General features: G+C 51.3%; 19 protein-coding genes and 1 pseudogene. 7 read left to right on the top strand and 13 right to left on the bottom strand.

Annotation, left to right across the window (positions count from 1 at the left end; all coding sequences use genetic code 11):
* Position 1 precedes the first annotated feature (1 nt).
* The 5 genes and pseudogenes from JOY44_RS30115 to JOY44_RS31995 form a co-directional block, all read right to left on the bottom strand.
* Entirely contained in the window at positions 2-2,992 is a 2,991-nt protein-coding gene (locus tag JOY44_RS30115; RefSeq protein ID WP_203032233.1) for a CHAT domain-containing protein, read from the bottom strand.
* Positions 2,993-3,309: 317 nt separating this feature from the next.
* Positions 3,310-6,201, bottom strand: coding sequence for a CHAT domain-containing protein (locus tag JOY44_RS30110; protein ID WP_171577044.1), 2,892 nt, complete (start codon positions 6,199-6,201; stop codon positions 3,310-3,312).
* 261 nt (positions 6,202-6,462) lie between these two features.
* Entirely contained in the window at positions 6,463-8,637 is a 2,175-nt protein-coding gene (locus tag JOY44_RS30105) for a caspase family protein (RefSeq protein WP_171577043.1), read from the bottom strand.
* A 47-nt stretch (positions 8,638-8,684) separates the two neighbouring features.
* Positions 8,685-11,582, bottom strand: a complete 2,898-nt coding sequence (locus JOY44_RS30100) for a CHAT domain-containing protein (protein ID WP_171577042.1) — start codon at positions 11,580-11,582, stop codon at positions 8,685-8,687.
* Positions 11,583-11,766: 184 nt separating this feature from the next.
* Positions 11,767-11,835 (bottom strand): annotated as a pseudogene (locus JOY44_RS31995) (hypothetical protein); the annotation flags it as partial.
* A 393-nt stretch (positions 11,836-12,228) separates the two neighbouring features.
* Between JOY44_RS31995 and JOY44_RS30090 the strand changes: the two are divergent.
* Complete coding sequence (locus JOY44_RS30090) at positions 12,229-13,137, top strand: hypothetical protein (RefSeq protein ID WP_171577040.1); 909 nt, start codon at positions 12,229-12,231, stop codon at positions 13,135-13,137.
* Between the two features lie 43 nt (positions 13,138-13,180).
* On the opposite strand, the gene JOY44_RS30085 is transcribed toward JOY44_RS30090, so the two are convergent.
* Complete coding sequence (locus tag JOY44_RS30085) at positions 13,181-13,633, bottom strand: hypothetical protein (RefSeq protein ID WP_203032232.1); 453 nt, start codon at positions 13,631-13,633, stop codon at positions 13,181-13,183.
* A 133-nt stretch (positions 13,634-13,766) separates the two neighbouring features.
* On the opposite strand from JOY44_RS30085, the gene JOY44_RS30080 reads away from it, so the two are divergent.
* Together JOY44_RS30080 and JOY44_RS30070 are read left to right on the top strand one after the other, a co-directional pair.
* Positions 13,767-14,596, top strand: a protein-coding gene (locus tag JOY44_RS30080; RefSeq protein ID WP_242541969.1) for an IS5 family transposase whose coding sequence is annotated in 2 segments (ribosomal slippage) — positions 13,767-14,157 and positions 14,157-14,596 — 831 coding nt in all. Because the reading frame shifts where the segments join, the coding sequence is not laid out codon by codon here.
* A gap of 904 nt (positions 14,597-15,500) precedes the next feature.
* Positions 15,501-16,880 (top strand): site-specific integrase, encoded by a 1,380-nt coding sequence (locus tag JOY44_RS30070; RefSeq protein ID WP_171577038.1) that lies wholly within the window; start codon positions 15,501-15,503, stop codon positions 16,878-16,880.
* A gap of 424 nt (positions 16,881-17,304) precedes the next feature.
* Here the strand turns inward: JOY44_RS30070 and JOY44_RS30065 are convergent, their stop codons facing one another.
* Positions 17,305-17,850, bottom strand: a complete 546-nt coding sequence (locus JOY44_RS30065) for a helix-turn-helix domain-containing protein (protein ID WP_171577037.1) — start codon at positions 17,848-17,850, stop codon at positions 17,305-17,307.
* A 142-nt stretch (positions 17,851-17,992) separates the two neighbouring features.
* Here JOY44_RS30065 and JOY44_RS30060 point away from each other — a divergent pair, with 142 nt between their 5' ends.
* Positions 17,993-18,565: a thermonuclease family protein gene (locus JOY44_RS30060; RefSeq protein WP_171577036.1), complete on the top strand. Its 573-nt coding sequence runs from the start codon at positions 17,993-17,995 to the stop codon at positions 18,563-18,565.
* Between the two features lie 223 nt (positions 18,566-18,788).
* Here JOY44_RS30060 and JOY44_RS30055 read toward each other — a convergent pair whose 3' ends face one another.
* From JOY44_RS30055 to JOY44_RS30030, 6 genes are read right to left on the bottom strand one after another with little or no spacing between them, the layout of a single operon-like run.
* Positions 18,789-20,504 (bottom strand): hypothetical protein, encoded by a 1,716-nt coding sequence (locus tag JOY44_RS30055; protein WP_171577018.1) that lies wholly within the window; start codon positions 20,502-20,504, stop codon positions 18,789-18,791.
* Positions 20,497-21,534 carry a hypothetical protein gene (locus tag JOY44_RS30050; protein WP_171577035.1) on the bottom strand — a complete coding sequence of 346 codons (1,038 nt, stop codon included), beginning with the start codon at positions 21,532-21,534 and terminating at the stop codon, positions 20,497-20,499. The genes JOY44_RS30055 and JOY44_RS30050 overlap by 8 nt, the downstream gene beginning before the upstream one ends.
* Positions 21,535-21,565: 31 nt before the next feature.
* Positions 21,566-22,099, bottom strand: coding sequence for a hypothetical protein (locus JOY44_RS30045; RefSeq protein WP_171577034.1), 534 nt, complete (start codon positions 22,097-22,099; stop codon positions 21,566-21,568).
* Positions 22,096-22,599 (bottom strand): CHAP domain-containing protein, encoded by a 504-nt coding sequence (locus JOY44_RS30040; protein WP_171577015.1) that lies wholly within the window; start codon positions 22,597-22,599, stop codon positions 22,096-22,098. Before JOY44_RS30040 ends, JOY44_RS30045 begins: the two co-directional genes overlap by 4 nt.
* Positions 22,589-22,759, bottom strand: coding sequence for a hypothetical protein (locus JOY44_RS30035; RefSeq protein ID WP_171577014.1), 171 nt, complete (start codon positions 22,757-22,759; stop codon positions 22,589-22,591). Before JOY44_RS30035 ends, JOY44_RS30040 begins: the two co-directional genes overlap by 11 nt.
* 57 nt (positions 22,760-22,816) lie before the next feature.
* A complete protein-coding gene (locus tag JOY44_RS30030; RefSeq protein ID WP_171577033.1) occupies positions 22,817-23,356 on the bottom strand; it encodes a hypothetical protein in 540 nt (179 codons plus the stop codon).
* Between the two features lie 207 nt (positions 23,357-23,563).
* Here JOY44_RS30030 and JOY44_RS30025 point away from each other — a divergent pair, with 207 nt between their 5' ends.
* From JOY44_RS30025 to JOY44_RS30015, 3 genes are all read left to right on the top strand, one after another.
* On the top strand, positions 23,564-23,740 hold the full coding sequence (locus tag JOY44_RS30025) for a hypothetical protein (RefSeq protein WP_171577032.1): 177 nt from the start codon (positions 23,564-23,566) through the stop codon (positions 23,738-23,740).
* A gap of 14 nt (positions 23,741-23,754) precedes the next feature.
* Positions 23,755-24,330, top strand: coding sequence for a Uma2 family endonuclease (locus tag JOY44_RS30020; protein ID WP_171577031.1), 576 nt, complete (start codon positions 23,755-23,757; stop codon positions 24,328-24,330).
* Positions 24,331-24,760: 430 nt separating this feature from the next.
* Positions 24,761-26,443, top strand: coding sequence for a hypothetical protein (locus tag JOY44_RS30015; protein WP_171577030.1), 1,683 nt, complete (start codon positions 24,761-24,763; stop codon positions 26,441-26,443).
* Positions 26,444-26,585: the final 142 nt, after the last annotated feature.

Below are 26,585 nucleotides of genomic sequence, written 5' to 3'. Positions count from 1 at the left end.
CCTATAAATTGTTGCCAATGAGGATGAAGGGTGCCCAGTAGTAGGGATGGCTGAAATCACGAGTGATGGGTTTGGAGCCATCAGTGGTGGGAAGTTTGAAGCTGTCACCGCGAGTTTGCTTGGTACCATTGCTCCCCACTTGCAGCAAAAACTGCTGTGCCTGTCGCAGAGCTTCAGCTTTGCTCATACCCGTTGCTAGGTTTTTATAGAACTGCTGCATCAGTTGGCTGGTGCTGGTGTCGTTGACGAGCCAGAGGGAGGCAATCACTGACTTTGCGCCGCTGCTCAGGAAGTAGTAGCTGATGCCGGACACTTCAATGCCTTCTTTATCCGCACCGCCTTTTGCGGTTTCGCAGGCGGACAGCACCACGAGATGAATGCCTCCCAGGTCGGTCATCGTTTCAATTTGGGGGATTTTGAGTGGCTGACCATTACCCAGCACCAGAAAGGAGTCTTCCGGTTTGCCAGGGACAAACTGACCGTGGGTGGCAATATGGACAATGCGATGGTCGATGAGCTTTTTGAACGCCTCGGTTGTGAACTCTTTGTTCAGTAGCTTCAAGCCGGGATAGATACCTGTGTTGCCCGATCGCACAATGCCATTGAGTTCATCGAGGACATTAGGCAACGCATTGAAGTTCGGCACCTTCTCCGAGAGTCCCAGCGCGAGTACGGGGTCATCGTCAATTTTAGAGGAGAGTTTGTCCTGGGTATTGGTCAATCCGGCGGTCAGGATGGTGGAAACGGTGAAGCGATCGACCAGGTACTGCTTGCCGTCAAAGAGAGCCGCCATGGGGATGTAGCGGGTGGATCGGTCTAGAGAGAACACCAGGTTTTGAATCCCATTGGCATCTAGCTCTGCGCGAAGCGGCTCGACCAACCACTGGTAAAGCTGAGAGCTGACCTGCTGAAGCTGCTTCACGTCGCCTGGTTTCTCTAGCAGAGTGCGGAACTCTACAGCTTTCTCCGCCAGTTTTTTACGGCTGACTGTAACCTCCTTACTGGCAAAGACCACACCTTGTTTCCCGGCTTGCGTACCCCAAACGAGCCAGAGTTTGTCTTCCAGCACGAGGGGATAGATCAGGACGGTTTTGGGCTGAGCTTTCACGACGTTTTGGGCGGCGACGGTAAGTTCTTCACGCTGGAGTTGGGCGGGATCTCTGCCCTGCTGCTGTTTTGCCAGTGCCCTGAGATTATCTACCTGCTGGTTGAAGGCGGTGTTGGCGGTATTGCGTTGAGCCAACAGTTGGTCGCGTTCTAGGCAGTAGGGTTTTTGCTGTTCGCACTCGCTCAGCTTGAGTCCGACAGTGATCACGCTGTTATAAGGAGGCACGACAGCGGCTTCGGGTGGCGTAAGAGGACTGCCCTGAGTTTTCCCGCCAGCACGAGTATCGCGGGTGTAGTCGCGCAGTTCTTGAATTTTGAGCAGTTCCAAGACTTGCTGGGCTTCCAGAACTCGTCCCTCGGAGAGAAGCAGATCTGCCAGACGGCGATAGGTGTCCGCAACAGACTCGGTGTAGGAGGCTTGCAGGTCGTGGGAGAGCGAACGAATGCCTGCTCGAATACTTTCCCGCACATTGACGGATTGTTTGTAGAACACAATCGCTAACTCTGGCTGCTTCTGAGTTGCTAGAAGGTTGCCGATGTCGCTGAGAAGGCTACCTTCCCCATTGCGGTCTTTGACTTGCTGAAACAGGGGCAACGCCTGCTGGTAGTAGGTAATCGCTTTGTCGTACTGCGACAGCGACCAGTAAGCATTGCCCAGATTACTCAGCGCGTTGGCTTCCCCATTGCGGTCTTTGACTTGCTGAAACAGGGGCAACGCCTGCTGGTAGTAGGTAATCGCTTTGTCGTACTGAGACAGCGACCGGTAAGCACCGCCCAGATTATTCAGCGCAATGGCTTCCCCATTGCGGTCTTTGACTTGCTGATAGATTGGCAACGCCTGCTGGTAGTAGGTGATCGCTTTGTCGTACTGCGATAGCAACCAGTAAGCACCGCCCAGATTAGCCAGCGCCTTGGCTTCCCCGTTGCGGTCTTTGACTTGCTGAAACAGGGGCAACGCCTGCTGGTAGTAAGTGATCGCTTGGTCGTACTGCGACAGCGACCGGTAAGCAATGCCCAGATTATTCAGCGCCTGGGCTTCCCCATTGCGGTCTTTGACTTGCTGAAACAGGGGCAACGCCTGCTGGTAGTAAGTGATCGCTTGGTCATACTGCGACAGCGAACTGTAAGCAATGCCCAGATTATTCAGCGCCTTGGCTTCCCCATTGCGGTCTTTGACTTGCTGAAACAGGGGCAACGCCTGCTGGTAGTAAGTGATCGCTTGGTCGTACTGCGACAGCGACCGGTAAGCACCGCCCAGATTCATCAGCGCGTTGGCTTCCCCATTGCGGTCTTTGACTTGCTGAAACAGGGGCAACGCCTGCTGGTAGTAAGTGATCGCTTGGTCATACTGCGACAGCGACCAGTAAGCAAGGCCCAGATTATTCAGCGCCCTGGCTTCCCCATTGCGGTCTTTGACTTGCTGAAACAGGGGCAACGCCTGCTGGTAGTAAGTGATCGCTTGGTCGTACTGCGACAGCGACCTGTAAGCAATGCCCAGATTAGTCAGCGCCTTGGCTTCCCCATTGCGGTCTTTGACTTGCTGAAACAGGGGCAACGCCTGCTGGTAGTAAGTGATCGCTTGGTCGTACTGCGACAGCGAACTGTAAGCAATGCCCAGATTATTCAGCGCCTTGGCTTCCCCATTGCGGTCTTTGAGTGCTCGATAAATTTCCAGTGCCTGCTGACAGGACTGCTGTGCGGCTTCGTATTGGCTGGTCTGCAATTGCTGCCTGCCCTGCTGCAACAGCCGATCAGCTTCCGTTTTCCGATCCGGGTTGGTCTGTGCCACGACAGGACGTTGCACCAGGAGCATGGGGCAGGGCACGACAGCCGCTAACAGGAGCGCAGCCGTGAGGGAGTTGAGGCGAATCAGATAGGGTGACATTAGTGTTCAGGCAAGGGGGCAAATGACTGCATGTCCTGACTTATGCTTTAGTCTAGAGAAAGACTACACTCCTTGAGAGACTATTTCCGGGAGTTTCAAGTCATTGATATTGATAAAGCTTAAAGACTCAATTACAAGGTTCAACCATTTGTTGATGAGGTTCCAAGACTCGCCGACGAGATGCAAAGACTCAACTGTTAGGTTCAACTATTCGTTGACGAGGCTCAAACACTCAATCACAAGTATTTAAACAACACTGACCTTGCTTCAAGCTTCACCGATGACTGTTGGAGCTTCACGGGCGACATTAATCCCCTTTACAATCCGTTACCAATCAAAATAAACGGTGCCCAGTAGTAGGGATGGCTAGGGTTACGGGAAATGGCAGGCTTGGAACCATCGGTGGCTGGCAACTTGAAGCTGTCGCCGCGCTTCCCGGTGCCACTACTCCCATTTTGGATCATGGCAAGCTGGGCTTTTTGTAGCGCTTCGGCTTTGGTGATGTTTCCCTGCTTGAGCGCGGTGTAAAAAGCATTCATCAACTCCTGGGTGCCACCATCATCGACTGACCAGAGCGAAGCGATCGCCGCTTTGGCTCCTCGATTTTGAAACTGATAACCCAGCCCTAAAATCTCTTCGCCGTTGCCGAATTTGCCACCTAAACCCGTTTCACAGGCACTCAGCACGACCAGATCCACATTGTCCAATGACCAGCTTTCGATGTCTTTGAGGGTGGCTTTATCGCCATTACCAAAGACGATGAACGAGTTGGCAGCAGTGCCGGGGACGAAACTCGCATGGGTTGCCAGATGCACCACATTGAACTCATTCATTTGGGTGGTGGTGGCATCGCGGCTGAATAACTTGTCCACGAGTTTTTTAGTGTTCGGCAGCAGTGTGGCGAGGGCGTCCACCTCTTTTCCGGCGAAGGGTAAGCCCTTGAAGGAGACCTGGCGATCGCCCACTTGAAAGCGATATTGACCCGTGGTAAAGGCACCTGCCAGCACATAGGGCTGTTTATTGGGTTGGGTTTTGAACTCGGTGAATGATCGAGCGGTGATGTTGTTGATGCCGTAGCGTTGGACTAGCCACTGCTGACCGTCATACAGCGCTTGCAGGGGAATATAGCGCAACTGCCCATCGGGGGCATAAATGATGGTTTTCGCGTTTGCCTGTTTCAGATCTGCTTCCAGTGGTTTGATTAGCCAGGTGTAAAGCTTTTGGGCAGGCACTTTGGCATCCCTGCTTGGATCTTGCAGGGCACGACGGAATTCAACAATGGCGGCGTTCAGTTCCTCTCGTTTGACGTTGACGGTGCGACGTAGGGGAGGCGAATCGGGTGTAGTAATCACCAGTTCCAAGCGGTCTTCTAGCACGAGGGGATAGAGCAAAACGGCATTGAGCTGGCGCAAATCGTTGCGGAGGGCATCGAGTTGAGTCAGGTCTACAGTTTGCCGCAGCACGGTGGGAGTGAGTTGCTTGACCAGTGCGACGACATCGCCTCGTTCTGTAAAGCCGTTGAACTGCTGGTTCAGGTCGTCCTGGAGCTTGACCAGTTTGGCAATGTGCTGCTGTTGGGCAGAGGTGCGGCTTGCTTCTGGAAGCTTTCGCAGGGCTGTCAATTCTTGCCCCAACTGAATCGCGGTCTTTTGCAGTTCGTTGTACTTTTTCAAGATTGCCTGTTCGGGCGGCAACTCATACAGAGGTTGCCTTCCACCCCGTACGTTGCGCAGGTAATCATTCAGCTCTTGAATTTTGAGCAGGTCTAACACTTGCTGTGCTTCCAATACCCGATCTTGTTTTAGCAACAGGTCAGCCAGTTGACGATAGGTGTCTGCCACTGTTTTGGTGTAAGACTCTTGTTGCTCATTCGGCAGCACTCGCAGATCTTGCCGAATTGTTTCAAAGGTGCTGACGGATTGTTTGAGAAATACAATTGCCAACTCGGATTGTTTCTGAGCATCCAGCAAATTGCCAATATTGTTGAGCGTGGTGCCCTCACCCGAGCGGTCACCAATGGCCTTGAGAATCGCTAAGGCTTGCTGATAGAACTCCAACGCTTTGGAATACTGCCCCAGCCTGTCGTAAATTCCCCCAATATTGTTGAGCGTGGTGCCCTCGCCCGAGTGGTCACCAATGACCTTGAGAATCGCTAAGGCTTGCTGATAGAACTCCAACGCTTTGGAATACTGCCCCAGCCTGAAATAAATTAACCCAATATTGTTGAGCGTGGTGCCCTCGCCCGAGCGGTCACCAATGACCTTGAGAATCGCTAAGGCTTGCTGATAGAACTCCAACGCTTTAGAATACTGCCCCAGCCTGTCGTAAATGAACCCAATATTGTTGAGCGAACCACCTTCGCCCGAGCGGTCACCAAGGGCCTTGCGAATCGCTAAGGCTTGCTGATAGAACTCCAACGCTTTGGAATACTGCCCCAGTCTGTTGTAAATTCCCCCAATATTGTTGAGCATGGTGCCCTCACCCGAGCGGTCACCAAGGGCCTTAAGAATCGCTAAGGCTTGCTGATAGAACTCCAACGCTTTGGAATACTGCCCCAGCCTGTCGTAAATGAACCCAATATTGTTGAGCGTGATGCCCTCGCCCGAGCGGTTACCAATTTCCTTGCGAATCGCTAAGGCTTGCTGATAGAACTCCAACGCTTTGGAATACTGCCCCAGCCTGTCGTAAATGAACCCAATATTGTTGAGCATGGTGCCCTCACCCGATCGGTCACCGATGGCCTTAAGAATCGCTAAGGCTTGCTGATAGAACTCCAACGCTTTGGAATACTGCCCCAGCCTGGAATAAATGAACCCAATATTGTTGAGCGTGGTGCCCTCACCTGATCGGTCACCAATTTCCTTGCTGATGACTAAGGCTTGCTGATAGAACTCCAACGCTTTAGAATACTGCCCCAACCTGGAGTAAATTAACCCAATATTGTTGAGCGTGGTGCCCTCACCCGATCGGTCACCAATTTCCTGATACATGGCAAACGCTTTTTGAAACGATTCAAGCGCTTTGCGGTACTCTGCCTGTCGATACTGCTGCATTCCCTGCTGATTTAACTGTTCAGCTTCATCTTTACGGGTCTGGTTTGATGATGCTTGGGCAAGGATTGGGGTGTAGGGTGTGGAGAGTAGGAGCACTGTTGGAGACAAGAGCAGTGCAATCGTGAGAGTGCGTAGAACTTTAAGGGTATGTGGCATTGTTTAGCAATTGGGGGCTGATAACGCATTCTCCAAGCTATTGTCTAGCTTAAGGAGAAATACAACCCTTGAGTCCCTATCTCCGGAGTTGCCCCATCAGAGCTGACGTTTGTTAAACCATGCAGTGATAGTGCCTGGAGCTTCGATGATGTTCCAACACTCAACGACCGTCCTTCAATCATCAACGATGATGTTCTCAGGTTCAGCGATGATACTTTGAGGTTTACTGATGAACCTTCAAACTCTTTGAAGTGCAAGCACTTAATCCACAATTTCAAATCCAATGGACAGTGCTGCCATCTGGCGCGTATCCACCAGGCGCACGTTTGACGTTGATGACGTTGATTGAGCTGCCCCACGAGTGCCTGCATCCAGATCCTCCAGCAGTTGAGAGACCCCATCCACCGTTGCTTCGCCCCGACGTGAGTCCGACTGCGGGTTGCGTAAGGCAGCCAAAGCAGTCAACGCCTTTTCCAGCGAAACCGTACTCGCGATCACCAAAATTTCGGCAATGCCCAAAGGTGGCTGTAGTTCGATCGCACCCTGCGGCGGAAACCGCACCTCCTGACCTGCTGGAGAAACTTGTTCGACAAGGGGCAAGACCGACCCATCGGGACTGAACAGCACAATCCCAACGTAAAGCTCACGCGCTTCCTGGTTTTGCACCACAATTTGCAGCTTTTGTCCTACTTTTAATCCAGCAAGCGGCTGCACCGAGCTATCAGAACTCTGAAGCGTTTGCAGCGGTTGCCCTCCTCCCCGCACGGTAAATGCCTGCGCTAGAATCTCTCTCGAATCTCCCACCCGCACTGCTGCACTCACCTTCAACCGGGAAGTACTGGTATTTAGCATCAGTTTTAAAACCCGCGCCGCCAGTAGCAAATTGAACTTCGTTCGCAACCGCTCCACGGCTGCTGTCACTGTTTCCCCAACAGGTCCAGGCGGTTCTGGCAGTGGATCGAGTCCAGGGGAAAACAGCCTGATGCGGCCCTCTTTGCGTGCCAGGATGATATGAACTTCCTGTTGTAAGAGTGGCAGGGCCTCCATGCGTGGAACTGCCTGTAGCGATCGCTTCGCCGTTTCCATCTCTGAACCGAGGGAGCGATCGAGTCCAACTCGCAGCGTCACATCTTTAGGAATGGCGCGGATCTGTTCCTGCAACACCTCTCCCGGAGCAACCGTGGCTGAACCTTTAAGCAGAAGAGTACCCTGAGCCTCCAGTTTGTCCCGTGATGTAATTTGCAGAATTCCTTTTTCCGCTCCCTTGGCATCGACCAATTTCAACTCGGCACCCCGACCTAATGCTTCCACGCTGTTTGGATCAACCGTCAGCAAGACCTTGACCTGTTTTCCATTCACTTTTGTAATCACCGCATCCGCCGACCCGGTGGTTTCAAACGGTGTGAAATAGATGCTTTTCTGGTCGTTCCCAGTACCCGGTGCCACTTCAGAGTAAGGCGTTTGGAGCCGTGAATTGGGCACCGTTTTGAGGAATTTCTCAGCCTTCGCCTGAGCCGCGTTGATGACCACCTGCAACGACTGGGCTTGGGTCTGCTGCCACAGATAGCGGGTTAACGCATGGGTAAACACGCCCGCATGAATGTCGTTCGCAAACACTGCATCGATCGCCTGTTGATTGCGCTGTGCTGCCAGAATAGCGACACCGTTAGCGATCTGGTCTTTGCGTAATTTGAGCCAGTCCGCTTTGGGCAGGTTCAGGTCTTTCAACCAGCGTGCCTGATAGTCCTGTTCCTCCTGTCCGATCGTCAGCTTAGAGGTGCGCTCATTGCCTCGCAGTTCAAAGTGTCCGTCCCGCGATCGCACAATCAAATTGCCCCGCACTCCCGCACCGGCATAACAGCTATCCAGCACCACCGTGACGTTGGTCACGCCCTTCTGCTTGAGCGCTGCCATCAGCAAAAACAGTGTCCCGGCGGTAATGTCATTCACTTCGCCACCCACATTGGGATACCCAAAGGGAAGGTCGTTGTCGTAGGGAACCAGAGTACCGCTCAGCCCATCATCATGCACTTTGTCGGGGTCAAGCACATTCGAGCCATGCCCTGAGAAATGGAACACCACCACATCATCTGGTTTGGCGGCTGCAATCAAATGAGACTCAAAGGCTTCCAGGATGTTCTTCCGGGTGGCAGCTTTGTCTGTCAGAACCCGAATGTCATCGGGATAGAACCCAAAGCGCAGAGTGAGCAGTTCCTTTTGTAAATAAACATCATTCAGCGCACCCTTGAGCGGTTGCCATTCGCCTTTTTTGATGCCTGTGTATTGGTTAATCCCAACCAGTAGTGCCCGCTTACGGGGGGTGCCCTGCGCTAACACTTTGGCATACTGAAAGGCTTTGTGCTCAAGGTCAAGTTGATTCACACCCAGAGCCGCGATGGTGCCGCCTCCAACCTGCAATAACTGACGCCGTTTCATAAAACACTCCGATGAATGGAAAGCGGATGAGAGTGGGCGATCTCGATTTACAACCCATTACCAATGAGAATAAATGGTGCCCAGTAGTAGGGATGGCGGAGGTCACGCGCGATCAATGGTTTGGATCCATCCGTGGAAGGCAATTTGAAGCTATCACCACGAGACTGCCCCGTTGCAGTGCCCTCTCCTTGGATCATGGACAGTTGTGCTGTTTGCAAGGCTGCGGCTTTGCTCATTTTGCCCGTCGCCAGATTCTTGTAAAACTGCTGCATGAGTTGGCTGGTGCTAGCATCGTTGACTTTCCAAAGAGATGCCATTACAGATTTTACGTTTTGGGTCAGGAAGTAATAGCTCAAACCCGACACTTCAATCCCTTCTTTATCAGGGCCACCCTGTGCCGTTTCACAAGCAGATAGCACAACGAGATGAATGCCCCCCAGATCGTTCATTTTTTTGATGTCTGTCACCTTCAGGTGATTGCCATCACCGAGGACGAGGAAGGACTTTTCAGGATCTTCAGAGTCGAATTTACCGTGAGTCGCCATGTGAAGAATGCGGTAGTCGAGGAGGTCTTTAAAGGCGTTGAGACTGAAGTCGCCATTCAGCCGTTCGGTGCCTTGAAAAATACCTTTGGAGTTGGGTTTGTTGGTGCGAACGATCGCATTCAGTTCGTTGACGACATTGGGTAAGGCGGGGAAGCCTGGGGCGGCGTTGGAGAGTCCTAGACCGAGGACAGCGTTGTCGGCGAGGTTGGGGGAGAGTTTATCTTGGGTATCGGTTAAGCCTGCGGTGAGGATGGTGGAGAGGCTGAAGCGTTGAGCGAGGTATTGACTGCCGTCGTAGAGGGCGGAGATCGGCACATAGCGGGTAGAGCGATCGAGGGAAAACACCAGATTTTGAATGCCGTTAGCGTCGAGTTGGGGGCGCAAGGGTGCAATCAGCCAGCCGTAGAGTTTTTGGCTGGTTTGCTGGAGTTGTTTGATATCGCTGTTGGGGTCTTCTAGCAGTTGACGAAATTGGGTAACGGTGGCGGAGAGATCTTTGCGGCTGACGGGAATTTCTTTGCTAGCGAAGACCACGCCTCGTTTGCCTGCTTGAAGTCCGTAGACGAGCCAGAGTTTGTCTTCGAGGACAAGGGGATAAATCAGAACGGTGTTGGGTTGGGACTGGACAATTTTGTAAGCGGCGACGGTGAGTTCTTCTTGTTGCAGTTGGGCGGGGTCTTTGTCGCGTCCTTGGCGGGCGAGAGTGCGAAGCCGATCGGCTTGTTGACTAAATTGATCGGTGGCTTGGTTGCGTTGGCTGAGGAGTTGATCACGATCGGCGCAGTAGGGTTTTTGGCGTTCGCAGGTGGTGAGTTTGATGCCAAGTGCGATCAGGTTGTCGAAGGGGGGAATGATAGGGGCTTCGATCGCATTCAGGGGTGCGCCTTTAGTTTCGCCACCAGCACGAGTGTCGCGGGTATAGTTGCGTAGTTCCTGGATTTTCAACAGTTCCAAAACTTGCTGTGCCTCTAAGACGCGACCTTGGGCAAGGAGCAGATCGGCGAGACGGCGATAGGTGCCTGCAACGGTTTGGGTGTAGGATTCTTGCGACTCGCGCGGTAGTTTGCGAATGTCTCCGCGAATGGTTTCGCGAACGCTGACCGATTGTTTGTAGAAGACGATCGCCAGTTCCGGTTGTTGCTGTTTTGCTAATGTGATCCCCAGATTGCTGAGCCAAAGACCCTCGCCCTCGCGGTCTTTGATTTCTCGTGCGACAGCTAAACTCTGTTCTTGATACTCCATCGCTTTGGCATAGTTGCCTAGAGAATCATAAGCCAGTCCCAAATTGCCTAGCGATTGTCCTTCGCCGAGACGATTTTTGATTTCTCGTGCGACAGCTAAACTCTGTTCGTGATACTCAATGGCTTTGGCATAGTTGCCTAAGGAATAGTAAGCAAGTCCCAGATTGCCTAGCGATGCTCCTTCACCGAACCGGTCTTTGATTTCTCGTGCGACGGCTAAACTCTGTTCTTGATACTCAATGGCTTTGGCATAGTTGCCTAAGGAATAGTAAGCAAGTCCCAGATTGCCTAGCGATTGTCCTTCGCCGAAACGATTTTTGATTTCTCGTGCGACAGCTAAACTCTGTTCTTGATACTCAATGGCTTTGGCATAGTTGCCTAAGGAATAGTAAGCAAGTCCCAGATTGCCTAGCGATGCTCCTTCACCGAACCGGTCTTTGATTTCTCGTGCGACGGCTAAACTCTGTTCGTGATACTCAATGGCTTTGGCATAGTTGCCTAAGGAATAGTAAGCAAGTCCCAGATTGCCTAGCGATGCTCCTTCGCCGAGACGATTTTTGATTTCTCGTGCGACGGCTAAACTCTGTTCGTGATACTCAATGGCTTTGGCATAGTTGCCTAAGGAATAGTAAGCAAGTCCCAGATTGCCTAGCGATTGTCCTTCGCCGAAACGATTTTTGATTTCTCGTGCGACGGCTAAACTCTGTTCGTGATACTCAATGGCTTTGGCATAGTTGCCTAAGGAATAGTAAGCAAGTCCCAGATTGCCTAGCGATGCTCCTTCACCGAAACGATTTTTGATTTCTCGTGCGACAGCTAAATGCTGTTCTTGATACTCAATGGCTTTGGCATAGTTGCCCAGAGAATGGTAAGCAAGTCCCAAACCGCCCAGGGATTGTCCTTCACCAAGTCGGTCTTTAATGGCGCGGTAAATTTGGAGAGATTTTTGCCACGACTGGAATGCAGCGTCAAACTGGCTAATATCATATTGCTGAGTTCCCTGCTGCAAAAGGCGATCTGCCTCTGCTTTAGAAGCCGAATTAGTCGAAGTCTGGGCAAAAACAGGGAGTGGAGAGTAAGCAGTCGGAAGTAGGGGAGCCGTCAGAGACAGCACCAATGCTGCAATGGTGAGACCAGTAGACTTCAAGCGCGAGGGCATCGCAGAAGTTCTCCAGTAAAAGAAAAGTGCCTATCCTAATCTACTTCATCCCGTTTCCAGATTCCGGACGGGTGATCAGCGATGGGTAGCTGCAACGTTTCAATATCACGGGGAAGCTGGATTGAAAGTTCTTTGTGCTTGTCATGCATACCCGAGCGGCTCGGTAGATTTGCTTTTGCAACTTAAAGACCTTCCGCTCCAGCTTGCGCCAGGGGATGGACTTCCATTCATAGGTAGTCGTTAACTCGCCCATGACGTGTCCATTGCGACTGATAACTCTACCTTCCCAAGCACAAGTTTTGCAGATTTACGCAAGAGTCTATGCCCAGCTACTCACGACAATGGATCAAAAAGATAAGCAATCCCTCAAACAGTACTTGCGTACTTTTAAGTGATCCTATAGACTAATGTGGATAGTAGCAAACTAAGCAAAGCGTGTACCCTTCACTAAGCTTTTCTAGAGTTCAGCCCATCGGTTTTTCCAACGGCTAATAGCATTTCACTCATTTGGCATCTATTGCCGACAGGTCAGAGTGATTAACGTGACCGCGTCGCGTCATTCCATTCATTCAGCATGCGGAATAGCCTCGCTTAACAACCCATTGCTGCCTCAATTAAACTTGCAATTCCAGCCAGTGCAACCATTGTGAGCACTTCTTTCGCAAAAATCCATACCTTTGTGGTCGATGGCGGTCATTATCCAGCTTGGGCAAAAGCGGCTGGGTTACCGTCGATCGCCCCGTTTTGGGAGTATGTGCGAGCCTTGGCAAAAGGGACCGGGCGAGCCACCTTCTCATTGAAAGAAGCTGCAACCACCTTTGGTAAGTCAGAAGTCACTATCAAGCGCTGGCTAACCCTGGGCAAACGATATGGGTTCTTCCGTCATTACCAAACTCAAAATGGGGTGGCGATCGTCTTCCACACCTCCCTGGTTAAGCTTTGCCAGCAATTAGAACTAGCATCCTGGGGTGCCACCGCCGAAGTTAAACTCACCGATCTCAGACACGCCAAAGTGTTGGCAACCGAGATCCAAATAGAACAACTGCAACGGGCCTCCTACTATTTAGCTCAAAAACAAGCAAAAACTGAGGGCTATAGAGGCAAGATTGCCAAACCCGAAACGTTACTCACCTCGTCTGCAACTTCCACGGGCGCACTCGTGAAACATGTTTCGCAACAACGCATCTTTGTCAGTGAACAATTCAAGCTCTATGGGGTCTCCCAGCATGGCATTGGCACTGCTTTAAGCCGCAGCGATCGCACGATTCGACGGCGAGTGTCGAATCCGCTGCGGCAGCTCAATGGTTTACCGCCAGTACTCAAGCGACAACTGTGCCAAACCAAACCAGATTACACAACGGTGTATCAGTATCACCAACTATGCTCTGACTCAAGGAATGAGGAATCTAAACGGTACTTTCGGCTTTCTCAGGCAAAGCACCACACCCCCGTGTTTAAAGCAGAGTGCAACCTGTATGTTTTTGGCCATCACTTACTTTCATGCAAAGCGCAAAAACATTTTTTCAATCGCCAGCAATCTCTAAGCCAGCAGTGATGGTGGAGAGAATGAAGGACAAAAATGAGATCTGGCTAAGGCATTAAAACTCTAACCATCCTATAGACCACTTTTTCTTCTGCTTAGGCGATTGGGCAGCCGCATGATCGGACGAGGGCTGTTTTCGCGGTCGCGCTTCTCTATCAGTTGGTTCGGTTCCTTCTGAGCGGGAAACCGGTTGCGATTGCTCCATTTGAACCTGTTCTGCTTCCGTCCGAAGTGGCTCACTCGTCACCTGAGCTTCAGCAGTTGAAGAACGGGACTGGTTTGGCTGAGACTCAACGAGGTGAGCCTGAACCGAAGCCAATGGAGAATGAGGCTCACTGATTTCGGCATTCAATGGAGCACTCGGATAAATCACTTTTGAAATAGCATTAATCGTCTTAGCTTGCTTGCTATTGGCAGGAGGAAGCAAGCCGTATGGATCAGGGGCTGGAGAAAGAATGGCTGAAGCACTTAGGCGAGCAACCTTCGGCAAATTCGCAACCTTACTCATAAGCAGCCATCTTGGAAGCTCGAGATCTCCTGTCTGCCGCAGGTCAGGTTCCATGGAGGATCGTAGCTTCATAAACAGTAGACCTCTTGCCGTGAATAGAGGTAAGTGGCTACAAATAGGTCAAGGAGGAATGATGACCTACAAACAACTGAGCCAACTCAAGCCTGAGTTATTCAAACGCCGCTGCGGAATCCACCCACAAACCTTCGCGCAGATGGTGGATGTGCTGCGTCCTGACCTTGACCGAACCGGTAAACGGGGTGGACAGTGCAAATTAAGCGTGGAAGACCAAATGCTAGTCGTACTTGAGTACTGGCGAGAATACCGGATCCAGTTTCACATTGCCACCACTTGGGGATTGAGTGAGTCGGCAGTGTGCCGCTTGATCCAAAAGGTTGAAAGTCGATTAATAAAGTCAGGTAAGTTCCGGCTACCCGGCAAAAAGCAACTTTATCAGAATGCCAGTACCTGGAGTGTTTGGGCGGTCGATGTCACTGAAAGTCCAATTGAACGTCCCCAAAAAAACAGCGACGCTACTACAGCGGTAATAAAAAGCGGCATACGCTAAAAGCTCAAGTTCTGGTCAATCAAGCCACTGGACAGATTATCTGTACGGCGTTTGGCAAAGGGCGAGTCCATGACTTTCGACGGTTCAAGTTACATCGTCTGCCGATGCTACCAGAGCAGTTGTGTTTGGCGGATAAGGGCTATCAAGGTATTGCAAAGCTCCATCCCTCTGCTTGTATTCCAACCAAAAAACCGCGTCAAGGCAAACTGAGCAGAGCGGAGCGGCAGCATAACCGAAATCTAGCCCGATTGCGGGTGGTCGCTGAGCATGTGAATCGTAAGCTCAAGATTTTTCGGATTCTTGCTGAACGGTCTCGAAATCGACGCAAGCGCTTCGGGTTGCGCTTCAATCTCATTGCAGCGATCATCAACTTTGAACTTGCCCTCTCGTCTTGATTCACGCAAGAGTTCTCGTTCTCGCACTTTCTGAGCATCAGACCGTGTCAGGCGATACGCAGTGTGTTCTGGCTTAGTCTGAGCAGTCCTAGGCTGAGCCGTAGTCCGCTCAGGTACAGCATCAGGCTGGCCGCTGCCCGCCAAAGAACTAGATAGCATCAGCGAGAGATCCCCTTGCATGTGCACCAATGCAGCTTCAAGGGTGGCAACTCGGTGGCTCAAGTCTGGCTGTTCATCCGCCCCATCGACAAGCTGAGGTGGCGTTGTCTCTTCTAAAGCGTCGTCCTGAGACTGAGGTGGTAAAGCTAGTTGCTGTTGCAGTCCCAGCTTTAATAACTGTTTAATCGCCTCTGACATCGACAACTTCGAGGTGGTTTTGTACTCCTGTAGCTGGGCGTAAAATTCTGGCTGAAGATAAGCCATCACTGGCCGATGGGTTGCTAACCACTCTGCTGTTGCCATGTCCTGTCCTTGAGAGTGCAAAAAGATGATTTAACCAAGCAATTTACTACTTTTTTTAGCAAAATGCTAGTATTTCACTAAAAAAAGCTCGAAATTTCTCAAAGAATGTGGTTTTGAGGCTTGACAAGGGTGATTGAATGTGATTTTATTAGTGAGAATTGCTGCGTCCCTAAATTTAAGGGATACCTTTTAAAGCAGCTTCTGGACCTGCGCCCAGCTCCTCTTCGTTACATGCGAGCAGCTACGGTCAGATTTATAAGTTTTCATTGACGAATGAACCATTAGGATAGAAAGCCATTCACGAGCGGCTTTGAGATGTCTGATCGCAATTCCTTAAAGCGTTCTATCTAATTGTTTTGATTCAATGTGAATTCATTCCAGGGGTTGCCCTGCGATCGTGCTCAGCAGTCCGCGATCGCGTATCTACTTACGGAGAATTTTCATGGCTTACCCATTGTTTGAGAACCAACTCAATGACGTGAATCGTCGCCTCAAGATTGCCAAGACGGGGGTGACGTTGATTCAAAAGGGAAATTCCCTTTATGCCAGAGGCACTTTTCCACCCAAACCTGGTTCTAAGAAACCGGAACCCCATCAGCAAGAAATTGCACTCAAGGTGAAGGCAGTCCCCGCCGGAATGAAGGAGGCGGAAGCCAAAGCGAAAGAGATCAGCTCAGCGTTGGTGTTGAAGAAGTTTGACTGGTCCACTTATTCAGCACGTCCACTCAAAACACCTGACCAGCGAACGGTCACTCAATGGATCGTGGCCCTGGAGAAGGATTACTTTGAGCGCCGCAAACGCACCCCAAAAAGTGAATGCACTTGGAGGGCCCATTATCGAGAGTATCTGCGGCGGCTCCCGCAAACGCAAACGTTGACGCTCAACTTGCTCGATCAGGCTGTGCGGCAGACCAAACCTGACAGTTGCACCCGAGCCGCAATGAGTCTTACCTGTGGCACTCTAGGAAAATTTGCTGGATTTGATGTGACAGGGATTAAAGCGCTCAAAGGGCGTTACTCTTCTCTTAAACCCGCTCGCCGGGATCTGCCGACCGATGAAGCGATCGTTCAGGCGATTTGCCAAATTCCGAATCCCAAGTGGCGCTGGGTGGCGGGCATGATGGCAACCTATGGCTTGCGACCCCACGAAGTATTTCACCTGGATGTCCAGGCGCTGGAAGAGGGCGGTGACATGATTGAAGTGTTAGACGGGAAAACGGGGGCGCGCAAAGTTCCACCGCTCTACCCGGAATGGGTTGAACAATTCAACCTACGCCACCCACAAATGCCTCAAGTGACTGGCAAAGACAACCAGCAGCTTGGAAGCCGGGTTTCAGTAGCATTTAAACGATACGGAGTCCCCTTCAAACCCTATGACTTGCGGCATTGTTGGGCAGTCCGGTCGCTTCGATTTGGGGTGGAGGTGAGTTTAGCCGCGCGGCGAATGGGGCATGGGGTGGACATCCACACCAAGATCTATCAGGCTTGGATTTCGGAGGGCATTGACCGCCAAGCTTACGAAGCGACGATCAATCATCCCAATCGCCCCCAGGCTCCGATGGTGTGGATGCCCGACGAGGCAGAGGAATCAGAGCAGCAACCTGAGGATGCGGTGGCAGAGACCCAGCATTCAGATCCTGAGAGCACGATGGAAAAGGTGGCAGCGGGTACCGAGCCATCTGCCCTCTCACCCCTGCCGGAGGAAGCGGCGATTCTGGAGCCAGAAGACCAGACACCACAGCCATCCCATGACCCGACCCTGGGATTGAAGGAGGGTGAAGCCGACAGCGAACCCACGCACGGCTGGAGAGACTGCGCTTAAAAAAGGTGAGGAGGTCGGATCGCTGAAACGATCCGACCCCTCGAATACCAACCAATTTAAGGGGGATCTTCCCCCTTTTTTTCCTTGATTTCTTCCTTCTTTTTGGGGGTATATCTAGCCCTAATGGCAGGTATTCAACGGTAATCAGCCGTGAGAGGAAAGGGCTTAGAGTCGCCGCTCAGCAAGTGTTTGACAGGTTTTCAGTCGAGCAGGGACTATGGAAGTCAACACATTCTTTGTGCGTTAACCCCTATTTGAAACGGCTGCCCCACCGATGATTGAACCGATGCAATTTGACCTTGCGTAGATCTCTCCTTAATCAAAGAACTCGAGAGTTCTATCCGATTCCTGGTTGACGAGACCATACCAACCGTGAAGCAGGAGCAGCCCCGGTTCCTCAATTCTCTGGTGATAGGCGCTAATCCTATTCGTTGGCTGGAACGGACCGTTTTGCTGGGGGCACTGCAAGGGCCTGCTGACATCGCTCAACCTGCCACTGCCACCGAGGTAGCCCAGAGCCAGGAATCGTCATGTCCCGACAATGGGTCCCGACCTTGAACAGTCCTTTCCGCCGCAGTTTACGCAACTGTTCGGCGGAGAGACCCAAGACTTGAGCGGCTTGAGCGGTTGGCAACCAGGCAGAAGGAGGCTGTAGATAGGACTCGATGGAGGTTGCGGCTTCGATCCGAGTCAGGTCCTGAACGGGGAGACTGACTAAGGTTGCAGGGGTAGAGGGGTTGGAAGCGACTGGATCTAAATTGGGTTGAATGTGGTATTCCCAACCGTGGGAACGGATGAAAGTCATGCCGATGATGCAGCCCGTTTGGCGCTGCCAAATACCCTGGTCATTTTCACCCGCCCATTGCACCCGTTCACCAAAGTGAAACTGAGGTTCGGTGAAATCTGGCTGGGGTACTACCACCAACCAGACTGGGTCAAGCGGATGCGGAGACGTTTTAGAACGAGACATAGTGATCATCCTTTTATAAAAGTTGTTTGGGCAAGTCCTCCAGTCGTCATCTCTCAGGTGCAGCGAAGAGAGACAGGCGAACTTGGCCTTATGAAACTCACACGCTTTCGGGAATCCTAGGAGGGGTGAGTGCGCTACTGCGATGAAACGAATGAAACAGGCGATGAATTTGATTCCAGTGGGGGTGTTGGTGGTGTTGATAGCAGGTCTGTCGTTTCAAAAATGGCAGACCTTTCAAGCGTCAACGCTGGACTACAACCATCCCAATCAACGACCTCAAGGATTGGCTCCCAGCCCAGGACGCTCGGAAAGGTGGGAAGTGGTGAATGTAATAGATGGAGACACGCTTACCGTTAAGGCTGAGGGGAAAGACGATCTCATTCGACCCTGCGGCATTGATGCACCGCAACTGGGTCAGCCGATGGGGAACGATGCGCGTGAAAAGTTAAGATCGCTCGTCAGTGCAGTTGGGAATCAGGTGATTGTGGTTCCATCAGAGCGAGATCGAAGTGGGCTGTTGCTGGCAGAAGTTTTTGTGTCGGCAGGCAAAGGGACGGAAGAGGAGAAGCTGCTGAATTACGAGCTGGTTCGAGTAGGAATGGCGCGTCATTACCAGCAATACAGCGATCGCTGCCCCAATGGAAGTGAGTTTTTGGCTGAGGCTGAGCAGGTAGCGAAGGGTAAGCGGTTGGGAGTATGGGCTGGAGAGTATTAAAAGCCGTTAGTTTCTTGGCGATCGCTGAGCCCATGAACGATACTCCTAACAGAAACTCCCTAGCTTTGAAGCTAAGATAGTTTGCTGTTTGATGGGTGTGGCAAGGGGTGACGGGTGGGTGTGATGGGGTGTGACATCACCCTGTGATGCATTTCTGTCACCGGTGTGACATCACACCCCCTGTGATAGCTCCACACCCTTATATCACGCGCATCACACCCCATCACCCTGTGATGGCATCACACCCCATCACACCCCCAAAAGCACTGTATTTTAAGAAGTCGCCATCACCCTGTGATACTCCAAAACCCTGATTGGCTAAGCCAATAAAGTGATTGCGAATATCCTCGGTAGAAACTGATTTGAATTCCTTTACGTTTCGCTTCACATCAATTGCTTTGATAAAGCCATTTTGCTTGATTGAATAGTCAACAATCGGGCGTAATTCTAGCAACACATCTTCTAAATCGAAGTCGATTTTAAGGGGTTCAGAGGTGGGGTGTACTTCCTGAATTTGGGTAAGCTCATGAGCGGCCTGTTGCTCCACAGGACATCGCTGAGTATTTGGAGTCTCCAATTTGTAAGCATCCCTGATCTGCTGGATCTTCACTTCGGTGAGATTGGGGGAAGCCAATAAATCAGCTATATCCGAGGCTTGTGAAGTGCCCACTTCTGACACTTCCACACCGGGGCGCAAGTCAATTACATTGGGCACCGCTTCCCAGGTGGGATATTGGGGAATGTTACCGGGTGCGACTAAAGCAGAATAAACAGCGTTGCTGGTGAGCCAAACTCTACCCGGCGGTAAGGTTGTCTCATCAAAGGGAATTGCGAGGGTATCACAGATATTTTTGCATCCAGTCCGGTCGGGTCCGATCGCGGCGATCGCGGTAAACATCGCTCTGTTTGATCTGCCACTAAATCCTAAGTCTTCGAGCGTGACCGACTGACCCGACAGCCATACCGCCATGTTGCAGCCTCGCAGCAGGGAAGCTAGAGCTGTAATCTTTGATTTGAATGCCTGTTTCTGCTTGGGGGTGAATAGCCCGATCAGGGCGGTGATCTCTTCAAGCAAGAGAACAAATGGCTCGTAGGTTCCCGGCTGGTTATTGCGGCGGCTTCCTTCGTAGCTAAATAGCTCCAGCGTTGCCATCAAATCTGAAAATATCTGATCATCCTGTTGCAGGCGATCTTTGAGGTAATGCTTTTCCGCCCTGGCCCAATATCCCGCTTCCTCTAGCTTGTTTTTTGGATTGAAGATCCAATACCGTAAGCCGCGTTCTTTCACACCCAAACTCAGGGCGATCGCGGCCAGCAGTCCTTTGCCACTGCCAGGAAGACCCGCAAGGATGACAGGTTGGAGTGGCGCAGAGGTCAGCGATCGCAAAAACTCCATTGCATTGGGCGGCTGAACGGGCGGTGTTTCACCGAAGGCGGTCGCTAACTCATCTAAAGTTTCAGGTGGATTGGCAGTGGTGCCATTAATGGGTACTAACTCAGGCTCAAACCAGCGATGCCCTTTCGCCTCGGTTTCAGTCTGCTCTAGTAACCCATCTAGCTTTTCGCCATAGTGATCCTCTAGCAGGTTCCAGCCATCGCGGTTGAGCGGAATCCCTTTTTGAGCCGCATGAAGCAGTTGCTCAGCAGCGGCATTCTTGCCAACCGATTCGGTGTACTCCTTCAACTCATTGCCTCTGGCAGCAACCGCAGAGCCATTGTGCTTGATGGCAAACTCCGCCCGGGCGATCGCATTGTTCTGTTTCTTTTGCGAGAGTGCCACTCCGCCCAAGGTCAGGGCACCTGCAACAAAATAGTTGGTGAATGCTAGAGCGACAGCACCTAAGCCCAAGCTGCCAATCATTAGATAGGGCACGTTATCGCATTCATCCATCGCCTGCCTGACAGCGGTTTCATTCCAATCTTCTGCGGTGTTATGCATGGGTGGCTTCCTCCTTTTTGGGGAAGATTTCAGGGTAGATGGATAAGGCAATTCGCACGATGCGATCGACCAGGAACAGCACTGAGAACATGAGGGCAACGTTGATCCAATCGATTTTGCCGACCTGGAAGGTGATCAAATACCACAGGAAGGTGAACAGGTTGCCATCAGTCACGGGCGGATGAGTGATAAAACAAATCCCCAATTCCAGGACATAGACGATGTTTCGAGTGCTGCAAAGGGTTTGATAGGTGCGGATCGGGTGATTGTTATAGGAGCGTTTCAGGCTAGTTACTGCCCGACCCTCTCCTTTCTTTTGACGATAAGTAGCCCATGTTGCCCACTGCTCAATGATTCGTCTCATCCGTTTAGGATTGCGTTTGTAGAGGTAGGGAGCCAGCTCTAAACCCTGGAAAATGGCATAGAGCATACTTCCTAGAAGCGCTGCAAAGAATCCAGCAATCCACTGGAACAATGCACCGATACCGGGCAAGGCAAACAGGAATTCAGCAAAATTGGTGAAGTCGATGCGGTTGGCTAGCAGAATGATGAAGTCCACAAATGGCTGCACGTTAAAGAAGATCGCCATTAGTAGCAGTAATACCAGCAGTAGGCAAATGACCAGCAAGAGGGGACTCCAGCCCTCTTGCTCGTTCTGTTGCCCTGGTTCACCGATAGAAGCCTGTCGATTTTTGCCGAATCGGATTTTTAGCTTACGTTTAGAGTTGTCTGCGGTTTGGGTCATATTTTCAGAAATTTCGGTTTGCGCTTTTTCGGGTTGATAGGGATAGCTCGTTTTTGCAGAGTCGGTCAGATACCACTTGAAAAGGGTGTCGCCTTCCGATATCGCCTGGATATCCGACAGGCTGAGGTAAGAGGGCTTTTGATCTTGAAAAGGTGCTTGCAGCCATCCGTACTCTCCTTCGGCTTTGTAAGCCCAAAAAGTACCCCGCTCTGGGTGAGATGCTGATACCAAATATTGTTTAGTAGGGTCAATCTGCTGGGGAGGCTTGGCGGCGGTTTGGGTCATGAGGGTTTCTCCACATAGTTAGGCTGAATAATTAGTGTTGAAGTCGGGCATTCGCCCCACCGATGCGCCCATCGCCTGCTTGCGGGTTGATGCCGTGCAGGTCCATCGCTTTTCGCACGAGCTGGAAATCTTGAGTAATGGCAATGTCGGTCATGGCAATACCGCTGCCGCCTATATCTGCCATCACGGCGGTGCCACCCTGGTTATCACAGACCACGGAACCCGGTGCGAGGCTTAAGCCTGTGGCAGGATTAACCACTTTTCCACCGGGGTAAACGTTGCCAAACTTGGTGGCATTGCTGGCAGATACCAGGAAAGTGCTACAGCCTTTCATCAGGCGCATATCAGCGGTTTTAGCTTCAGCAGCGACTTTCTCAGCGTCTAGTTTCTTGAGTTCCTGTTCGGTAGAGATGGCGGCGGCTCGGTCTCGCACCTGGCTGAGTCGTTCTAAGTTGCGTTGAGTGTCAGGGATGGAGGCGATCGCACATCCGACTAGAGCCACACCCAAAATAACTTTGATGATGGTGGCCTGATGGCGGCGACGGTAACGAAATGGTAGTTTCATAGGGTGAATCCTTGTGAGGGTTTGCTTTTTTGTAGGGGGCGATCGCGTTGCCGTCCAAAGTTCCGCGATCGCTCTCTCTTAGTTTTTTGCCCAGTAGGTAACTTCTTCGTTGAGATAGCGTTCATCGCGCTCAATAGCGACGTGGAGCATCCAGCATCAAATTGGTTGCCGCCTGAGTTGGCAGAGTTGATGATGGGCACTCCATCAAAATCAACCGATTGAATGATGGCAACATGCCCGGTATTGCCTGTCCGCCCTGGTGTGCCCGGTGGAATTCGAGCGACTGCCCCAGCTTCCGGCTGGGAAACTGGCTGGTAGCCAGCGGCGATCATGTGATCTGCGAATTCCCCGGTGTACTTGCTCAGATCGGGCACTTGGGGATTTTTGCGATGTACATATTCAGCACAGTTGCAGAATTTAGGCGATGGTTCTGGTTGGATGGGATGGGCGATCGCAATGCACCCAGCAATCATTAAAGCGACTGCGAAATCAAGATCCATAGGTTTCTTCCAGTAACTCAGCAAAGATTTGTTTGGCTCGTTCGTAGTTAGGGTCTGCGTCGGTTTCGATAATCAAAGTGGTCACGCGATCAAAAAGTGGCAATTGCCCACGGCAAGGCAGCGGCACGGGTTTGGGTGGTCTGATCTGGGGTCGCTTCATTTGGATTCCTTTGAGTAGCAAGGATGAAGAGCAGCAATGCTAAGCAGAGAAAAGCGGTTACTTCCCCAAGGCTTGCAACAATTCCAGTGCTTCTTTGAGGGAGTCGGTCTGGTCAGACTGCTCAGAGTCAATTCGATAGGCTTTCTCCTGATAGCGCTGCTGTTGCAGCTTCAATGCCATCGCTTTGGCTGCGATCGCGTCTTTGGCTTGCTTAGTCTGGTTCAACTTTGCCTTGCGATTATCTAAGTCGGTTTCCATGGCATCAGAGATTTGATCTGCCACTTCAATGAACTGGGAGGCGACTGCTAGGGGGTCTTCAAAGGTGATGGATTTCCCAGTACGCAATGATTCCAGGCTGAATGCAGCAGGGAGCTGTGGAGTGGAGAGCACGATCTGATGGTTGCCCACTTCTACGGTGGTTTGAATCGGGACGGGTTCTGGTTCGGATGGGGCGATGTCGAATTCATGTAATAGGCGATCGCAATCAGTAGGGCTAACTCCTTTTGAAGTATCCATGCCCAATTCTTTACAGCGATTAAAAACAGTGGTTTTAGCAAGGGAGTAGTCTTTGCAAAATTTGGTCAGTGAAGTCTTCATGGTTGCCTCTGAACGGTGTGGGTACTGGGGTGGAACGGTTGGAACACGCACGGAACAGTGTGAAACAAGTAGCTCTCGTTTCGGGTGCGTTCTAGCGCTGTTTCTAAGGTGTTCCGATTTCTAAAATAAATGCTAACATATGTTTTAATAGTAGTGCTAGTATTACTACTGCAATGATCACTATTCCTGGAAGGTGAGATAGTATTTATGGCAGAAGCAATAAATGAAGCCATGCGACTACAAGTAGACATCCCAGACGACCTGAAAACGCGACTGAAACTCCAATCCGTTCGCGATGGCGTAACTATGTCTGAAGTAGTTGAAAAGGCTCTACATGAGTATTTAGATAAAGTGGAAAAGACGGCTACTAACAAGGGCAAGTAAGGGGAAGGATCGTGATGGCACAATTGCTTCAACAATCCACTGACCAGCGCATCGTCATCCAAGGAACATGGGATCACTTCACACTCATCCAGCAGGGTTTTGAAGCAACCCCCGGTGCCAAACTGTCTTACTACCAAGGGACGATAGAAATTCTCATGCCTGGAGAAGACCACGAGTTTTTTTCCCGTGTCATCCATTATTTGGTGACTACATTTCTACTCAAACAGGGAATCAAATTCAAGATGACCGGGGCAAAGACTCAGGAGAAACCAGGGGAGGTTTCTGCTCAGGCCGATGAGTCTTACTGTCTGGGTGGCTCTAAGCCAATCCCTGATTTGTCGATTGAAGTCATTTTCAGCAGTGGAGCGAATAAGCTACCGCGATACAGAGCCTTGGGCGTGATTGAAGTGTGGTTCTGGGAGGATGGAGTCCTTACGCTGTATCATCTGCGCGGCAACGGGTATGAACAGATTGAACGGAGTGAATTACCTGGATTAGATCAGTTGGATGTGAACTTACTAAGGCGCTGCATCTTGATGGCTGAAACTGATTTTGCCGAAGCGGTGCAAGTTTTCCAACAGTCGATTTAGAGTAGTTTTTGAAAAACTACGACATTTTGCCAGATCTGCGCTTAGATCATTCAAGCGACTCACTACAGCCCACTCGCTGAGTGTAGATAAGCGCCCGATCACGAACCAGTTTTCCCGTTTGAAACTCCAGGAGGTGAGCCCGTGACATAGAAAACCCTTTAAAAAGTCAGAACCCCCACTGCGTCAACAGAAGGGGCGAAAAGACCTTATTTAGTTCTGGATAGGATTTGGAGACTCTAACTGCGCCACCGAAAAGCAAATGTTAGGTCATCCAGCTTTGCTATGCCAATTTTAGTAGCAATTTGTCAAAAGGTGCAACATCTTTGACGAATTTCACTGATTTTGCATAGCTTCCTATCTGCCGTTCGTTCACAAGGCATAGGGAGTTCATCGTGCATCGAAAATTTTTTAACTACTGGGAGGACAGACCATGACTCTGCCTCTCATCCCCTCATTCAAGGGGGTTGGAGTTTCGCTCCAACCCAAACGTTCCCATACCAGTCCTCAGTTTCAGTCAGTGGCAGAAGGGGAGGATGCCTTCCTCGCGCTGTTTCCCCATCGCCATGACTACATCTGGGCAGAGCATCCTCAGCCCACGGCGAAGCCAGAGTGGCAAACCGAAAGTCGTCATCCGCTCTCAGATCGCTTGATCCTGCAAGGCGGCTATCTCTACGGGGTGCGCTTTGGACCTAAGACCCATTACCTGCTGTTCGATATTGACAGTGGTAGTCTCTATCATCCCCGGCGTGACCCGTTTGCGATCGCGCGTCTGGTAGCGGCCCTGGAAGTGCTGGGACTGGTGAGCTACATTGCCGTGACCAGTTCCTATAGTGGGGGTCTGCATCTTTACTTTCCGTTTGAACGGGCGCAGAAGTCTTATGAACTCGCGGGAGCGGTGCAAGCCCTATTAGAAAACGCTGGCTTTGTGTTCTCTCCTGGTCAGCTGGAACTGTTTCCCAATGATCGTGGCTTCGTCGATGGCAAGCCGACGCTGTATGCGGCGCATCGGCTGCCGCTTCAGTTGGGTTCTTATTTGCTTGACTCCGATTGGGAACCGATCTTTAGCACTCCAGCGGAGTTTGTGCACCAGTGGCGGTTTTGTCTGGGCCGCAACCCGGTCACGTCTAAAGCATTGAAACGGGTGCTGAAGGCGGCAAAACGGCGGCGCTTTAGTCTATCGGGCAAGGTAGACAAGTTCTTGAATGACCTGAATGCGGAGATTGAACCGGGCTGGAGTGGGACAGGACAAACCAATCGAATTCTGGGACGGATTGCGATGAGAACGTATATCTTTGCCAAGATTCTGTATGGCCATTGCCTGGAGGGTCAGGCGCTGGTGGAAAAGATGGTGGAGATTGCAACGGCGCTACCGGGTTACCGGGAGTTTTGCCAGCATCAGCATGAGATTCGGCAGCGGGTGGAGGAGTGGGCACAGTCGGTTGAAACCACAACTCGTTATTTTCCCTACAAGGGGCGGAGGGCTAAACCGAATCGGTCTTCTCAGCCAGCGGAGACTCCAAGTTGGCATGAGCAGCAGTTAGAGGATGCACGGGGGCGAATTAGCAGGGCGATCGCGCAACTGCTGGAGTCGAATAGTCTACCGATTGGGGCGACGGCGAGGTTTAGCGCCTTAACGGCAAGTGGCATTGGTGGGGCGACGCTCTATAGACATAAGGATTTATGGCATCCCGAATACTTGATACCTGGGGATAACCCCCCGTACCCCCTAGGTTTAGACATTGAGCGCGAAGGGAACGCGCCAAAGTGTCCAAGCTTATTAGCGCTCAAGTCCAGTAATACGCCATCTGGCAAGCATTTGAGCGGTGCGAGAGATGCGAATGCTGAAGCAATAAGTAGTAATACTCAAGAGAAAAAGGAGGGGGTTGAATTTGTCAGGCAGAAGTTGGCTGAGGTGGAGCAGGTGCAGGCGTATAAACGAGCGGCTCAGCTGGAGCTTTGGCAGCTGTATGGGCAGGTGGAGGGGCAATTGACTGCTTCGGTGGCTCAGGTGGACAAAATGCGGCAATGGCTGGAGTCGGGGGATGCCATTCTGGTGGCGGAAGCAGAGGTGTTTTTTGGTCTGATGCAGCAGAACTCAAAGGGGTCTGAGTAGAAATTAATTCGTCATTCGCTGAGGTCGCTTCAGTCAGGAACCTAACCACTTCAATCGATTGAAGTGGTTAGGTTCCTTCGGCTATTTCCATTCAATTAGTTTCCCTAGCGAGTAGGGAGCGACCTTCATCATGCTGGGTTCA

The organism is Leptolyngbya sp. Cla-17, assembly GCF_016807185.1.
GTDB lineage: Bacteria > Cyanobacteriota > Cyanobacteriia > Leptolyngbyales > Leptolyngbyaceae > ULC077BIN1.
This window is presented reverse-complemented; position numbering and strand designations above follow the sequence as displayed.

Bases quoted from the DNA above. Each gene is read 5' to 3' on its own strand.
- JOY44_RS30115 (WP_203032233.1), bottom strand. From the start codon at position 2,992: ATGTCACCCTATCTGATTCGCCTCAACTCCCTCACGGCTGCGCTCCTG.
- JOY44_RS30110 (WP_171577044.1), bottom strand. From the start codon at position 6,201: ATGCCACATACCCTTAAAGTTCTACGCACTCTCACGATTGCACTGCTC.
- JOY44_RS30105 (WP_171577043.1), bottom strand. From the start codon at position 8,637: ATGAAACGGCGTCAGTTATTGCAGGTTGGAGGCGGCACCATCGCGGCT.
- JOY44_RS30100 (WP_171577042.1), bottom strand. From the start codon at position 11,582: ATGCCCTCGCGCTTGAAGTCTACTGGTCTCACCATTGCAGCATTGGTG.
- JOY44_RS30085 (WP_203032232.1), bottom strand. From the start codon at position 13,633: ATGAGTAAGGTTGCGAATTTGCCGAAGGTTGCTCGCCTAAGTGCTTCA.
- JOY44_RS30070 (WP_171577038.1), top strand. From the start codon at position 15,501: ATGGCTTACCCATTGTTTGAGAACCAACTCAATGACGTGAATCGTCGC.
- JOY44_RS30065 (WP_171577037.1), bottom strand. From the start codon at position 17,850: ATGTCTCGTTCTAAAACGTCTCCGCATCCGCTTGACCCAGTCTGGTTG.
- JOY44_RS30060 (WP_171577036.1), top strand. From the start codon at position 17,993: ATGAAACGAATGAAACAGGCGATGAATTTGATTCCAGTGGGGGTGTTG.
- JOY44_RS30055 (WP_171577018.1), bottom strand. From the start codon at position 20,504: ATGCATAACACCGCAGAAGATTGGAATGAAACCGCTGTCAGGCAGGCG.
- JOY44_RS30050 (WP_171577035.1), bottom strand. From the start codon at position 21,534: ATGACCCAAACCGCCGCCAAGCCTCCCCAGCAGATTGACCCTACTAAA.
- JOY44_RS30045 (WP_171577034.1), bottom strand. From the start codon at position 22,099: ATGAAACTACCATTTCGTTACCGTCGCCGCCATCAGGCCACCATCATC.
- JOY44_RS30040 (WP_171577015.1), bottom strand. From the start codon at position 22,599: ATGGATCTTGATTTCGCAGTCGCTTTAATGATTGCTGGGTGCATTGCG.
- JOY44_RS30035 (WP_171577014.1), bottom strand. From the start codon at position 22,759: ATGAAGCGACCCCAGATCAGACCACCCAAACCCGTGCCGCTGCCTTGC.
- JOY44_RS30030 (WP_171577033.1), bottom strand. From the start codon at position 23,356: ATGAAGACTTCACTGACCAAATTTTGCAAAGACTACTCCCTTGCTAAA.
- JOY44_RS30025 (WP_171577032.1), top strand. From the start codon at position 23,564: ATGGCAGAAGCAATAAATGAAGCCATGCGACTACAAGTAGACATCCCA.
- JOY44_RS30020 (WP_171577031.1), top strand. From the start codon at position 23,755: ATGGCACAATTGCTTCAACAATCCACTGACCAGCGCATCGTCATCCAA.
- JOY44_RS30015 (WP_171577030.1), top strand. From the start codon at position 24,761: ATGACTCTGCCTCTCATCCCCTCATTCAAGGGGGTTGGAGTTTCGCTC.